At 34.4% G+C, this 13515-nt stretch carries 12 protein-coding genes; 3 read left to right on the forward strand and 9 right to left on the reverse strand.

Going from position 1 to position 13515, the window contains the following annotated elements; all coding sequences use genetic code 11:
- Positions 1–50: 50 nt before the first annotated feature.
- Both V6M85_RS03375 and V6M85_RS03380 read right to left on the reverse strand, forming a co-directional pair.
- On the reverse strand, positions 51–308 hold the full coding sequence (locus V6M85_RS03375; RefSeq protein WP_338602979.1) for a thermopsin family protease: 258 nt from the start codon (positions 306–308) through the stop codon (positions 51–53).
- Between the two features lie 383 nt (positions 309–691).
- Positions 692–3838 (reverse strand): thermopsin, encoded by a 3147-nt coding sequence (locus V6M85_RS03380; RefSeq protein WP_338602982.1) that lies wholly within the window; start codon positions 3836–3838, stop codon positions 692–694.
- 702 nt (positions 3839–4540) lie between these two features.
- Here V6M85_RS03380 and V6M85_RS03385 point away from each other — a divergent pair.
- On the forward strand, positions 4541–4696 hold the full coding sequence (locus V6M85_RS03385) for a hypothetical protein (protein ID WP_338602985.1): 156 nt from the start codon (positions 4541–4543) through the stop codon (positions 4694–4696).
- A 267-nt stretch (positions 4697–4963) separates the two neighbouring features.
- On the opposite strand, the gene V6M85_RS03390 is transcribed toward V6M85_RS03385, so the two are convergent.
- The 3 genes from V6M85_RS03390 to V6M85_RS03400 form a co-directional block, all read right to left on the reverse strand.
- Positions 4964–5881 (reverse strand): fumarylacetoacetate hydrolase family protein, encoded by a 918-nt coding sequence (locus V6M85_RS03390; protein ID WP_338602988.1) that lies wholly within the window; start codon positions 5879–5881, stop codon positions 4964–4966.
- Between the two features lie 549 nt (positions 5882–6430).
- Positions 6431–7075, reverse strand: coding sequence for a helix-turn-helix domain-containing protein (locus V6M85_RS03395; protein WP_338602992.1), 645 nt, complete (start codon positions 7073–7075; stop codon positions 6431–6433).
- Positions 7076–7520: 445 nt separating this feature from the next.
- A complete protein-coding gene (locus V6M85_RS03400) occupies positions 7521–7754 on the reverse strand; it encodes a hypothetical protein (protein WP_338602994.1) in 234 nt (77 codons plus the stop codon).
- A gap of 115 nt (positions 7755–7869) precedes the next feature.
- On the opposite strand from V6M85_RS03400, the gene V6M85_RS03405 reads away from it, so the two are divergent.
- On the forward strand, positions 7870–8775 hold the full coding sequence (locus V6M85_RS03405; protein WP_338598132.1) for a transposase: 906 nt from the start codon (positions 7870–7872) through the stop codon (positions 8773–8775).
- A 69-nt stretch (positions 8776–8844) separates the two neighbouring features.
- On the opposite strand, the gene V6M85_RS03410 is transcribed toward V6M85_RS03405, so the two are convergent.
- Positions 8845–11004 (reverse strand): xanthine dehydrogenase family protein molybdopterin-binding subunit, encoded by a 2160-nt coding sequence (locus V6M85_RS03410; protein ID WP_338602996.1) that lies wholly within the window; start codon positions 11002–11004, stop codon positions 8845–8847.
- Positions 11005–11256: 252 nt separating this feature from the next.
- Here V6M85_RS03410 and V6M85_RS03415 point away from each other — a divergent pair, with 252 nt between their 5' ends.
- On the forward strand, positions 11257–11478 hold the full coding sequence (locus V6M85_RS03415; RefSeq protein WP_338602998.1) for an LSM domain-containing protein: 222 nt from the start codon (positions 11257–11259) through the stop codon (positions 11476–11478).
- A 183-nt stretch (positions 11479–11661) separates the two neighbouring features.
- Here the strand turns inward: V6M85_RS03415 and V6M85_RS03420 are convergent, their stop codons facing one another.
- The 3 genes from V6M85_RS03420 to V6M85_RS03430 are packed head-to-tail and all read right to left on the reverse strand — an operon-like array spanning position 11662 to position 13382.
- A complete protein-coding gene (locus V6M85_RS03420; RefSeq protein ID WP_338603001.1) occupies positions 11662–12159 on the reverse strand; it encodes a (2Fe-2S)-binding protein in 498 nt (165 codons plus the stop codon).
- Between the two features lie 50 nt (positions 12160–12209).
- The gene (locus V6M85_RS03425; protein WP_338603004.1) at positions 12210–12824 is read right to left on the reverse strand and encodes a cupin domain-containing protein; all 615 of its coding nucleotides are present in this window, start codon (positions 12822–12824) and stop codon (positions 12210–12212) included.
- 3 nt (positions 12825–12827) lie between these two features.
- Positions 12828–13382, reverse strand: coding sequence for a cupin domain-containing protein (locus V6M85_RS03430; RefSeq protein ID WP_338603006.1), 555 nt, complete (start codon positions 13380–13382; stop codon positions 12828–12830).
- Positions 13383–13515 lie beyond the last annotated feature (133 nt).

Below are 13515 nucleotides of genomic sequence, written 5' to 3' on the forward strand. Positions count from 1 at the left end.
TTTCCTTCTCCTATAACATTGGAAATAGTGGCATTAGGTACTGTAAAGTTCTATATATTATCTTCGATAGAGAAAGTGTCATTATTGGTTAAAAAGTCGACTATATTCTGCAACCAAAAATAATATGTTTGATAAGGTGTTATAGCCTCAGTAACCACGTTTAGCTGGACGCTTGCACCATAAGGGGCGTATTTATAAGATGAATTATAGGCTGAAAGAGAAGTAACATTTACAAATCCTAAAACTGCATTTGTGTAAATTGGTCCATTATGTGATGATATTCCTACCGGGTGATTTGCGAAGGACAATAAACTTGTAAGTGTTATTAAAATTAAGCTTAAGAGTATTGGCCCTTCACAATCTTCTTAGCAAGAGAGTAACTTATAAAGATTTTGGATCAATGTTGATACTTTCAATAATTTACGAAATTTCAAATATGGTAACTAAAATAAGATTAATGGTATCTTCTCTAGAGAGAAAATTTTAATGTTTCAAAAATGATTACTGGTAGTCTTCTCTTTAAAATAGAAGTATGATCCTATTTCCTAGGTCAAAAATTAGGATGGGATAGATGAGTTCTTCCCTAGTACTATCTAAAACTTCAATATTTGATCTACTCGTCACATTTATAAAGATAATCTTATGAACTAAAAATTCTCTACATTAATAAAAAACACGGAAAAATTCCTTTTTATCTTTTCATTATAATTACACCAACAGCCAATCCAACAGCAAATAGAATCCCAACAATACTTCCTATAACAACGTAATTAGCACTCTCAACTAATGTCTCTTGAATTGGTTGATTTACTTCTATTACTGAGCCTGGTGACGCGTTGTAAGTACCTACAAACTCACCATTCATGTAAAATGGTACACTAGCATTAAGCTTTATTATACTACCAGAATTATACCATGAGGAGGCTCCATTAATTGTAACTAAATATTGTGTTTGATTATCTATTTTTACAGTTACTGGTGAGTTAACAGTAATTGTTTGTGATGGTGAGATTCTAGCAATTATTTCTCTCTCTTCTGAGTTTACATAATAGGTGTAGTTCTCAATATTTATTTCAGTTCCTTTATTTATCCATGAGGAGTTAAGAGTTACACTACTTCCATTTACTAATGCCTTAATTGGAATACTAGAATTTACAATAATGTAGTATTGAGTCAGTGTGATTATTGTTATGTTGATTGGCTTACTTAAAGTAATATTGCTTTGTGGTAAAATCTTAACTATTACTTCTCTAACGTAATTTGAGGTATAGTGTGTAATATTTTCAATTTGAATTCTAGCTGAGGAGTTGTACCAACCAGAGGTTAGACTTTGGTTCACATTATTAACAATTGCGAAAACTGGTATTGGAGAATTAACAGTGACATAATATTGCTTTTCAGCAATTATACTTATCTTTATAGATGAATTAACAATTATACTGCTAGACGGTGTAATAGAGATAATCACGTATCTGACATCGTTACTATGATAATACGTAATGTTTTCTACGCTAATCTTTTCGCTTTGATTGTACCAACCAGAGGTTAGGCTCTGATTATTAATATTAACGATAGCGAAAACTGGTATTGCAGAGTTTACAGTCACATAGTATTGTGTTATCGTTTTTACGTTAACTGCTAATGGTGAATTAACAGTGAAAGATTGAGGTGTAATTGAAACAGGCAATTCTCTCTCACTAGAAGAAACATAGTAAGGAATATTTTCAACTTGAATGTAATCACTTTCGTTATACCAACCAGAGGTTAGACTTTGGTTCACATTATTAACAATTGCGAAAACTGGTATTGGAGAATTAACAGTGACATAATATTGTACTTGATAATAAACTGTGATTGTTCCGGGAGAAGTTACTACTCCAGTAGTGTGAAGAGCTATTGCCCTAACCTGATTGTTCGATCCGGGCAAAATATTGCTGTAACTGTAGGTAGAATCATAATCAACCCATACTGTTACCGGTGCTGTTGAAGTTTCTATTTCACCAAATGAGTAATACTGTACTGTAGGACTTCCAAAATTACTCTGAGTAACTTGATAATTAAACGTAACTTCATATTGTTCATAATATACAAAAGTCAAAGTTTCAGAACCATCAATAGTTCCGCTTGTAATATTATTAGTAGCCCATCTCACATTATTTTCATAAACAATGTTTTGAATATTATATTCTGTACCTAAGGGTAAATTCAAAATCTCTCCGTTATGCAGAGTTATTATAGTTACAGTACCATTAGGGAAAGTTAGCTGAAGCTCTGGTAATACTGGCATTCGTTGCCCAACAGTGCTCAATTCAAACTCCACTACTACTAAATTAGATAATGTAAATTCAACCGTTATTTCTGTGCTTAGACCATTGAAAAGCTCAGCATAAACGTAAATGTAATTAGTTCCAGAATGCAAATCATAAACAGTGAGAGTATCAGTTGCAGTACCGTCAACATAAATTGGGTTTGATTGTAAGGAATAAGGATAACTTGAGCTAACACTAAGGGTCACATTACCGTATGCTTGAATTTCTAGAGTTACAGTTCCTATTGTCCCCGAGATGGATGAAGATAGAATATTTACGTTAAAAGGACCAACATTAGTTCTTGCAATTTCTCCATAACCTCCATATATATTGGCTTCTCCTATGAGTTGTCCGCTTGAAGAATATACTACAATACCATACTCCATAGGGACTAAAGTTAATTCTAAGCTTCCGTTATAAAATGGAATTTCATAGAAATAAGGGTCATTGATTATGTTCTGGTAAGAAAATGAGGCATTAAATACCAAAGCGTAGCCACTTGAGATACCAGTATTTACAACTATTTCAGTAATCATGTCTTGATTCCAAAGACTTCCTAAATTGCCTTTACCAGCTGTAATTCCAGTGATTAATTCACCGTTACTTGGGTAATAATAACTCCCTACATTGGCATTATTTACAGTTTCTGCTGTGTCAAAACCATAATTATAAGCGTTCCTCACGGTCTGGAAATTATGTCCGTTCCAATATTGTAAATTGAAATAAACCTGGGAATCATATACGTAGGAGCAACTTCCTCCACCTGGACCTCCCATTATAAGTTCAGCATCATAGTAATTTCCAGATCCAGTATATTGATATCCATCAATTAGAAAATATACGTTAGATGCTTTATACACATTAATTACAGTGACTGAATCATATTCAATCAAACCGTAACTATCATTATACCAGAAGTTAATTACGGGTTGACCTAATGAATTAGTCGTTACATTAACTAAGAAAATAATATCAGCTGGTAGTGTTAAGTCCATATCGTTACCGGGGGATAAAATTGATGCTGAATATATGTAAGCGTTGTCTAATATACTACCATTTCCCACAACCCCAGTAACATTAGCATTATAAGAGGTGAAGTTGAAAATAGCATCAAGAAATGTAATGTGATGAGTTGCTGTGTCATAGTAAGCAACATCTTGTACCCACAAAGCGTAAGTATTACCTTGGAATTGATAATTTAGGACTACATTTAGCTGAAAGCTCACGCATGGATTGCCAAAAGTACTCTCAGCAGATAGATTATATAAAAGAACTGTACCTTTAACTTGTGTCGTTTCTCTTATATATGGTCCGTTTGGACCAACGCCTACATCAGAAATTCCCATAGGTGCTGGTTCTGAAGTATGTAAATTAACATTAACGCCTTCTGGCAAAAGTTTCCACGATAGAGAGGCATTCTCTACTGGCATTGTATAGATTGATGATATTTGTTGTGTATGTGATGATATTGGAACTAATGGTAGAATAGAGACTAATAATAACATTGCTAAATAAATGCGAAAAGACATAACTTAATATAGTAGAAACTCTTTTTTAAATTTTTATATATAGAACTATTATTGTCATATAAAAAACAAGACTAGGAAACTGTACTTTAGATCAATTTAGTTCATAGCGTTCAGTAATAAATCTTTCGGTTGAAAATTTTGCATACTTATATAAGTGTCGTCAGATAAGTATAAATTATTTTTAGGGTTTTCAGTATGACTAATTGCAAGTTTATCTTAATAAAGAGATCTTATATTGCGAATTTTTAACTACATGACAACAGTATGAATTTATCATACTATTTTTTGTAGTAGGTAAATCAATTTTTGTTTCGTAGATCCTTACTTTCTTCTTGCTAAATTTAAGAAAGCAATATATATATTCTCATTATTTAAAAAAAAGAAAGAAAGAGGATATAATGATTAAGTCTCTTATAGGAAACGCTTAGGTGTTGGACTACTTTCAACCTTCTTTGCCTAACATTTTCACTCTGTTGTAAAGGGATTACGTTATTCCAGAGAACTTTTTATATTTTATTTCTAATAAACTATTTCTAAAGTATAGAAGAAGATTTCATAATGGAGTTATGAGCTATACTTAACTCTTTTTACATTATAATTTAAACATTCCTCTTGTTAAACCTCGTTAATCTATACTTATCTAAATCTAAGGGAACCAATATTTAAAATTTTGTAGGTGGACTTATATATTAGTGGTTTTGAATGACTTTATTACAGCTGAGAAAAAAGCAAGAAAAGGAAGAAGAGTTTACGCCAATAGATAAGCTACCAGAAGATTACCTAATGCTAGAGTGCTTTAATGATTGGAAATATTTGAGAAGGAGAAAGAAAGAGCTAGAGTATAATATAGTAATTTAGAGGATAAAAATTCTCATAGTTTTGTGCTTTTCCAAAACATCCATTCAATTAATGTAATCTTATTTGCTTATTTATGATTCTTCGTATGTTGCCGTTTATAATATATTTTTATTTAAAATTTAAAAGTGTTCACTCGTACGTATTAGTAGGTTAATATAGGGGTTCTATTTCGAAGTAGTGGTGTTACAAGGAAATTCTCAGAATATAATTAGATTTTCTAACTTATAGCCTTTAGATTTTCTAAAAAATACTTTAGTACGATGTTGTTTACTCTCTCATTATTCTGTTCTCTAATTTACCTATCTTCTCTATATATCCTACCATTACATCTCCTTCTTTTAAGAACTTACCTGTACCTAAACCTGTACCAGAGGGGGTGCCAGTTGATATTACGTCTCCAGGGTATAATGTTATTCCGTTAGAAACATACTCTATCAATTCTGGAATTTTATGTATCATACTACTAGTATGACCATTTTGTCTTATTTCACCATTAACTTCAAGTCTGATAGTGAGGTTATGAGGATCTTGTATTTCATCTTTGGTTACCAGATAAGGACCTATAGGTGATGCTGTATCTAGATTTTTAGCGTATAGCCAATTTATGTTATATCTGGGTGAAGAATGCTTCCTTAAATCTCTAAAGCTTACATCATTGAAGATTGTATACCCTGCTATATACTCATAGGCTTCTTTGGAACTAATATATTTACCTTTCTTTCCAATGATAACTGCTAGTTCTATTTCATGATCTACTTGTGATGAAATTTTGGGTATCAGTATTGGTTGTCTATGTGCAACTAATGTATCCACTCTCTTCATGAAAATGTAAGGCTCTTCAATGGAGGCTGAACCAGCTTCTTTACCATGCTCATTATAGTTTACTGCTACGCAAAATACTTTTCTTGGCCTGACAACGGGTAAGAACGTTATGTTGTCTTCATCTAAGAGAAAATTTGATGTAATGTTCGTATCGAGCTTCTTGAAATCGTCAATTAGTTCATTTACAAGTCTAAATGCTGGTGATCCGCCTTCAAGTAATTTAGTCAAATCTGTTAGCCAATCTGGAGGATATCCATAAAGATATTCGTATAGGGAAACTAGATCAATTACCTTACCGTCTTTGTATACTACGCCAACTCTGCTGTCTTTAGGACTACCTTTATAAAAAGATAATAATTTCATATGTTTCTTATCCCTCACTACTTTTTAAGATTAGTCATAAATTATTCCTCTAATATATTTGATTAACAAACGAGATATTATTCTCCTAATTTTATGTTTGTTTTTATGACAATGAACTATTTATTAATAGCAGTTTACGGAAAATCCCCTTAATGATCTTTTTGTTAAAAGGCTATGAAGAATTCTCCTTATCAAATTAGACATAATTTTAAATAAATACGTTAAATTATATAAAAAAGAAATAATTAATCTTATTTCCTAATCTTAAATTAAATGGTGTCAGTAAAGCGTTAATTTCCGTTAACCACTATTATTAATTAATACTTGATAATGGAAGTTTAGAGATGCTACATACTGTCATCATATAGGTATAAAACAAATTACTCTAAAATTTCATATATGTTGCTAAGTAGATATCATATATTATGAGGTTATGATATGGAAATAACAGTCTATTTGAATATATAGCTTCATGACGACATTATGGATGCTACATTATTTTTCTCTCTAAAGTTTTTAACCTTTAAAACCACTATGAACTCATGAGCTTCACAAGTCTTCTATGAAATTATCCAAATAGAATTCTAGGATAGATTTCTCAGCATTTCTTAGGTGGTATACGAAAGTCGGGGTTTTCATTCCCAATAATTTAGCTATATCCTCGCCTCTTATCTTTTTAGGATAATCGAAGTACCCTTTACTTAATGCAAATCTCAGAGCCTCTACTTGTTTTTCAGTTAAGAGTGGAGGTGGGGTAATTTCATTTGGTGACTTCTCACTGTAGTTTACTATTTCCCCATATTCATTAAGTTTCTCTCTGAACTTTCTCAAACTTTTTGCATTTATTGCTACTGTCCACTTTTCTAATCCATTACTTATTCTTTCGGATAATATTATTCCCCTATATCTCTTTACAAGACTCGTAATAGTATTAGTATTCTTGTGCTCTAACCTGAGAATTCCGAATTTTTTAGTGAGACCTAGAACCTCAAGATTAAGTATTTGGTTTTTATTTCTTATATCTTCAATAAATTTTTTCGCATCACTACCCCATATAAGCAGATAAAAAGAGAATGTACCTCTATTGAATGTTTTATTTAACGATTCGGCTATTACTTCATATTTTTTAGTTTCCGGAGACCAACCATCTTCATGTAATATACTAAAATTAACTATTTTAATGGGAGTACTCATTATAGAGTCTATATAATAATATAGACTACTATTTTTTAAACCTTAATGAAATGTAGATAGTGATAAAAGGTGGAAGAATAACCAAAATGAGAGCATGCAAGCGTGTATTCAACTTCACTATATTTTTATGACTCATTTAAACTGTGTCATTTTGATATTATTTAAGTATCATTTATTACGATATCCCTTACTACATAATATCTAGATGAGAAGTATAATGTAAGATAAAGAATCGTTATAGAATTCGCATCTCTTTTATAAGAAGTTAAATAAATAACATACTAGTTTTATATAAAATAAAAGGTATATAGCAGTGTTCAGCCTTACGTTTTTCCCATGTTTCTAGGACAATGTTAAATAAAAAGTACGTATTTCTTATCTAGATGAATAGCTAACTAACAGAAATACAATCGTATAAAGGATGATAACATAATAAATTATCTGTTTATGATTTATTTTTATTCTTAGCTTCTTGAATCAATCTATAAAGCTTTTCCGGTGTTATTGGCAGATCTCTTATTCTCACTTTCATTCCCAACATATGGAAAGCATCCTCTATAGCGTTTGGAATTGCACATAAGGGTCCGAAAGTCTCTCCTTCTCCTATACCCTTAATTCCCAGAGATGATCTGGGAGAAGGTGTTTCTGTAGATGATATCTCAACGTTAGGTACTTCCATTGAAGTGGGTTTTCCATAATCTCCATAGCTCGTAGTTAGTAATTGACCATTGCTATCATAGTTTGTGGAGTTTCTCTAGAGTTAAGGTTAAAATGGCATAATACCAATGATAATCATGTCCTCTGAGGAAAGGAGATACACTAGAGATTGGTCAAAGTACGACGAGAACCTCATAACTAGATACGAGATGATATTCCCCTACTACGTGTTTGAACATTGGTACGAACTTCTAGAGGAGGATAACAAGAAGGCAAAAACAAGACCCTACAAAGCACCACTCATGTTCAACCAATTCCTAGCCTTCCTCTACGTATTCTTCACATACAGAGAAATAGAGGGAATTCTGAGAGCACTATACAAAATGGGAATAATACCAGTATACCTAGACTACAAGACAATCCACCTAAGACTAAAAAACATGCAACTAGACTTCAACAAAGTCAAGGATGAAGTAGAACTAATAAGCGACGGCACGGGAATAAGCGTTGAACAAGGAGGTAGGTACATAAGGGCAAAGTGGAAAAAGGGAGGAAAGGGAAAGTTCCTCAAAATAGTAGTTCACGTTGATGCTAATTCCATGAAGGTTTTGAAGGCTGAGGTTGAGAACTCTGAAGTTAAGTCGGCAGTTAAGGTAATTAAGGAGGTAAGTGAAGGGGGTGGGAGGGTTACGAAGTTTTATGGGGATAAGGCTTATGATTCTAATGCTATTTATGATCTAGTTCCTGAGGTTGTGATTCCGCCTAAGAGGTCGGCTAATGTGGATAGGGCTAGTCCGAGGAGGCGTGATACTATTTTAGAGTATAGGGAGTCGCCACGTGATTGGAGTAGGAAAAGGGGTTATGGTAAGAGGTGGAGGGTTGAGGTTGTGATATCTGCTGTGAAGAGGATGTTTGGTGATGGGATTCGCGCTAGGGGTGTTCTTCAAGGTAAGGCTGCTCTTTTGAAGTTTTGGGTTTATCACGTTATGAGGGAGATGGCTGATTTCTTGGTGGGTGAGGTTCACGCGGTTCGCGTGGCGTAGCGTGTTATTTAATGAGTTTAGTCTAGAGTAAATTTAGTGAAACAAATTTATACTTCGCAAAGAGATAATTCAGATACTACACACACTATTGCTATCATATTTAAATTCTTCGTAGATTGCTGCTCCTATTCCATGGAATAATCCACCGTGAACCTGGCCCTCAACTACTAATGGATTTATTACTTTTCCTATATCATGGACTATTACATATTTTAACACATTTATCTGACCAGTATCTGGATCTATTTCTATGGCTGCTATATGTACACTATTAGGATACGTTAAATACCCGGTTGGAGATCCATGACCAGTTACTAATTGGTGTAATGCTCCTATTTCATATTGGGCATTTTGTACAAAAGCTTCCATTGCTTTTTTAGTACTCCCTATTACAGTAACCTCTAAACCGGCTTCAATATCTGGCAAAAGTCCGGGATTCTGATATGCTGTTTTTGCCAATTCAGCTATACTTACACTCTTTGAAGGATCGTATTTATGATAAGCTCTACCATCAGACAATTCTATTAAATCTGGATCTACATTTAATTTGAAAGATGCCAATTTTATCAATCGTTCTCTCAATTTTTGTGCCGCTTCAACCATTACTTCTATATCAGGGCCAGAGAACTTATTGGCGTGAGTCCCTGAGTAAGGTGTCCATGGGTTTCTTTCAGAGTCGAAATGTAACATTACGACATCACTGGGATTGACACCTAGGAAGTCAGCTAAAATTTGAGTATAGGCTGTCGCATGAGATGTACCCATATCTGGTGAACCAGATTCTACGAAAACTTTACCCGTAGGATCTATTTTTACGCTAACTCCCTCTATTTCCCTGGCTGTAGCCGAGGCACCATGTACATATGAGCATATACCTATCCCTACATATTTTCCTTTGCTTATCATTTCCTTCTGGTACTCTCTCCACTTCTGATACTCAAAAACTTCTAGGGCTTTCCTCAATGTCTCAGCGTAATTACCACTATCGTAAACTCTACCACTAGGTGTTACATAAGGGAACTTTTCTTTAGGTATGAAATTCTTAAACCTTATCTCTGCAGGATCCATACCCAATTCTCTAGCCACAATATCTATCATTCTCTCTATAATATACACAATACCGGGTTTTCCCACACCCCTATTAGGCATTGAGGGGCATGTATTAGTTAAAACTGTGTCGCTAGTCCATTCTATATTCCTTATATCATAACATCCATTTATTAAGGTTGCGTGCATTGAAGCGTATGTACCTGCGTATTGTATAGATGCACCGTCATCGTTAATATCGTGCAGTTTAAAACCTAAAATCCTACCATCCTTCTTCACTGCAACCTCAATATATGCCACTAATCCTGCAGACATTCCAGCCGCCATCATATGCTCTGTTCTTGTTTCAATGTACTTTACATAAGATGGTGTAACCTTTCTTGCTAGTAGGGCTGGAATGACCATTTGTCTCCAAGGTCTGGTTTTTATTCCAAATCCTCCACCTATATCGGGGATTATTAACCTAATATTAGTAGTAGGTACTCTTAACATTTGTGATAATACCATCATTACATGGCCGGGCATTTGTGCATTGGCCCAAAAAGTGTATTTATCGTTATTCTTATCGTATTGGGCAACTACTGCTACTGGTTCTAATGGAGTAGAACTATATCTTTGTAGTATCAATTTCTCTTTTATAACTAAGTCAGCCTCCTTAAACGCCTTCTCCACATCCCCCCATTTCGCTTCATAATGTGCAACGACATTAGTACCATAGGATTCATATAACAATGGAGCATCAAGTTTCATAGCCTCTTCCGGATTTACCACAGGCTTTAAGGGCTCATACTCAACTTCAATTGCCTCTATGGCATCCTCTGCAGTAGCCCTATCTGTTGCGGCCACAGCAGCTATTGGATCACCAACATAACGTACCTTATTCACAGCTAATACGTACTCTTCCGGCTTAAACTTTGATACAGCGTATGCGGGAATTGGGTTAGTGTATTTTACTGCGTCTTCTCCAGTAACAACTGCTTTAACACCAGGTATTTTAAGGGCATTACTCACATCTACCTTTAATAATCTAGCGTGAGCATAAGGGCTCCTTAAGATCGCTACATATAGAACCTCCCCAGGAAAATCTATATCATCCACATAAACTCCCTTGCCGGTAATAAACCTATAATCCTCTACAGCTTTCATAGGCTTGCCTATCCACTTAAACTTTTTCTCCTCCATGGCTATTAGTTTAGTTTACTGACATACTAATAAGCTTTTATGGGGCATTGTCTTTCTATTCTTTTCCTTAATAGTGGAAAGTAACATTTTATCATGATGGGGCAATGGATGGCTCGTATTTTCCGTGAGAAAGCAATGGGGGGAGGATTTCCATTTAATCTCATGATGAGATACTTAGGCAGGATCAATATGCGAATAAAAGCTCATGAAAATTAATTATCCTAATTTACCTATATTTTAGTGCTGATTAACATGCCTGATAGTAAGGAGGCTTTAGAAAACTTATTGGATAAGAGTGTCTTGATTATAGTTAAAGGTAATGTGAAAATAAAGGGAACCTTAAAAGGATTTGATAATCATCTCAATATCTTATTGGAAGATGCAGAAGAGATCGCAAACGAGACAAAAAATAGAAAACTGGGCACATTGATAATTAGAGGAGATGGGATAGAATATATCTATCCTGCTGAATAAAAATCGTATATTTATGATTGGAATTTAGTGTGTGTACCATTTGAATACTTAATACTACTAATTCTACGAACAGTTCTGATCAAGAGAATAACCTTAATTTTCAGATACCCACAAACTAATTGGAATTAGTTAGTTACGAGTTGAGGGTAAAAACATACAGTACCTAATATATGAAATATCTAATTATGTCTTTTTGGACGAAATAATTTCAGCTGCTCTCTTGACTGCTCTAATTATATTCAAGTAACCGGTACACATGCATAAATTACCCGATATACCTTCCCTTATATCTTCTTCAGTAGGATTTGGTTTCTCCCTTAATAACCAATACGTCTCTAATATCATCCCTGGAGTGCAATAACCACATTGTAACGCGTGATTTTCCCAGAAAGCTTCTTGAATTGGATGTAACTTCCCATCCTTCATCAATCCCTCTAAAGTCAAAATTTCAGAGCCATCAGCCTCAATACCTAAAACGGTGCAAGACTTGACACTCCTACCATTCATGATGACTGTACAAGCACCACACTGAGAAGTATCACAGCCTATATGAACGCTCTTAAAACCTAATTCCCTTAAAATCTCAACTAACAACTTCCTAGGGTTTACTTCAGTTTCGTATACTTCTCCATTTATTTTAAGTTTTATTATACCTTTTTTATCTGCTTCGTAAATTTTCATCAATATACACCCACACTATCCCTAAAAGAAATAAGTTAAAAATTTTTTCCTTAACTTGACTTACCTAATCTTTTTGCTACGTACTCAACTAGCTTATCTGGCGGTAAGGACTTAGCCTCATCGTATTCTGGCGCATTTTCTATAATCTCAAAATCGTTTAGCCCAGCCCACTTATATAACCTGCTCATAGCTACAATTAACCTAGCAGGCTTATCATTAGAGGCATTAAAATGCTGGTGAATAACATTAGGTGGTATGTATATTACATCTCCAGCTTTCCAATCAAATCTCTTAATCTCATCGGAACACTGAAGATTATAGCCTTGCTCAGTAATATCGAAATCACAATCCTGATGTAGGTCGTATCCTTTACCTTCAACTACATAGACATATTCTTCTGCAAGATGCCTTTCCTTTCCAGAACGACTATAAGGAGGTATGAATAGCATATAAGCATCCAAAGTACGTATAGCTATATCCATTTTTTCATTAGCTAACCACTTTATTATTCCATTAGGTGTAACTTCCCAGGGCATTTCCCAGGGCTTAATAACTTGCTTCTTCCTTTCTTTATAGGGCCATCTATGTGAATTTTTTAATAATTCTTGAAAATAATCAGAAGTCATATTACCCTGGAGCCATTTCTTAGCCTCTTCCCACGCCATTGCTCATCCCTCTGTTTCAGGCTCATCCCTAGGTGTGTATCCTAAATCTTCTTTTGGTCTAGGTTTTACTGTTTTCTGGAAGATCATATTCATGAAAATGAACATCGGTTTTGTCTTTATAACAACAGCCCTAGCTGGTTTATTTGGATCTGCATTAAAATGCTGATGGACAGTATGATTAGGTACTATTACGACATCTCCTGCCTCCCACTCAAGTTTTTCACCATCATGAATATCATATCCTTTGCCATCTAGTATGTAAAACATCGCCTCATTAACATGTCCATGCATTTGGGAACGGGCACCAGGGGCATATTCTTCTACATGAATATGTATGGTCTGGCCTAAACCGTCTTCTGGGACTAACATGTGCTTACTGAAGACTTGAGGACCATCAACCCATGGGACTTCTTCTGCTTTAATCACTCTAGGTAATGAACGTAATCTCTTTAACTCTTCTTTTAAACTATATTCTCCCGTTAGCCCTCTTAAGAATACTCTATCTGCTCTTCCCTCCTGCTGATATGGTACCCTTGTTTTTACGGATTGACCGCTCATATTAAATCATTTATTGGAACAGCTATTTAAGTTTTAAAGGATCGTATACGTCTTATAGAGATTTCTTCTAGTCTCATAGTGTCTTAATCTTATGATTTCGCAAATCTATGCTTTTCTCCTTTTCATAGAATTT

Source organism: Sulfolobus tengchongensis, from assembly GCF_036967215.1.
Lineage (GTDB): Archaea > Thermoproteota > Thermoprotei_A > Sulfolobales > Sulfolobaceae > Saccharolobus > Saccharolobus tengchongensis_A.

Coding starts and splice junctions, on each gene's coding strand:
- V6M85_RS03380 (WP_338602982.1), bottom strand. CDS start 3,838: ATGTCTTTTCGCATTTATTTAGCAATGTTATTATTAGTCTCTATTCTA.
- V6M85_RS03385 (WP_338602985.1), top strand. CDS start 4,541: ATGACTTTATTACAGCTGAGAAAAAAGCAAGAAAAGGAAGAAGAGTTT.
- V6M85_RS03390 (WP_338602988.1), bottom strand. CDS start 5,881: ATGAAATTATTATCTTTTTATAAAGGTAGTCCTAAAGACAGCAGAGTT.
- V6M85_RS03395 (WP_338602992.1), bottom strand. CDS start 7,075: ATGAGTACTCCCATTAAAATAGTTAATTTTAGTATATTACATGAAGAT.
- V6M85_RS03400 (WP_338602994.1), bottom strand. CDS start 7,754: ATGGAAGTACCTAACGTTGAGATATCATCTACAGAAACACCTTCTCCC.
- V6M85_RS03405 (WP_338598132.1), top strand. CDS start 7,870: ATGTCCTCTGAGGAAAGGAGATACACTAGAGATTGGTCAAAGTACGAC.
- V6M85_RS03410 (WP_338602996.1), bottom strand. CDS start 11,004: ATGGAGGAGAAAAAGTTTAAGTGGATAGGCAAGCCTATGAAAGCTGTA.
- V6M85_RS03415 (WP_338602998.1), top strand. CDS start 11,257: ATGCCTGATAGTAAGGAGGCTTTAGAAAACTTATTGGATAAGAGTGTC.
- V6M85_RS03420 (WP_338603001.1), bottom strand. CDS start 12,159: ATGAAAATTTACGAAGCAGATAAAAAAGGTATAATAAAACTTAAAATA.
- V6M85_RS03425 (WP_338603004.1), bottom strand. CDS start 12,824: ATGGCGTGGGAAGAGGCTAAGAAATGGCTCCAGGGTAATATGACTTCT.
- V6M85_RS03430 (WP_338603006.1), bottom strand. CDS start 13,382: ATGAGCGGTCAATCCGTAAAAACAAGGGTACCATATCAGCAGGAGGGA.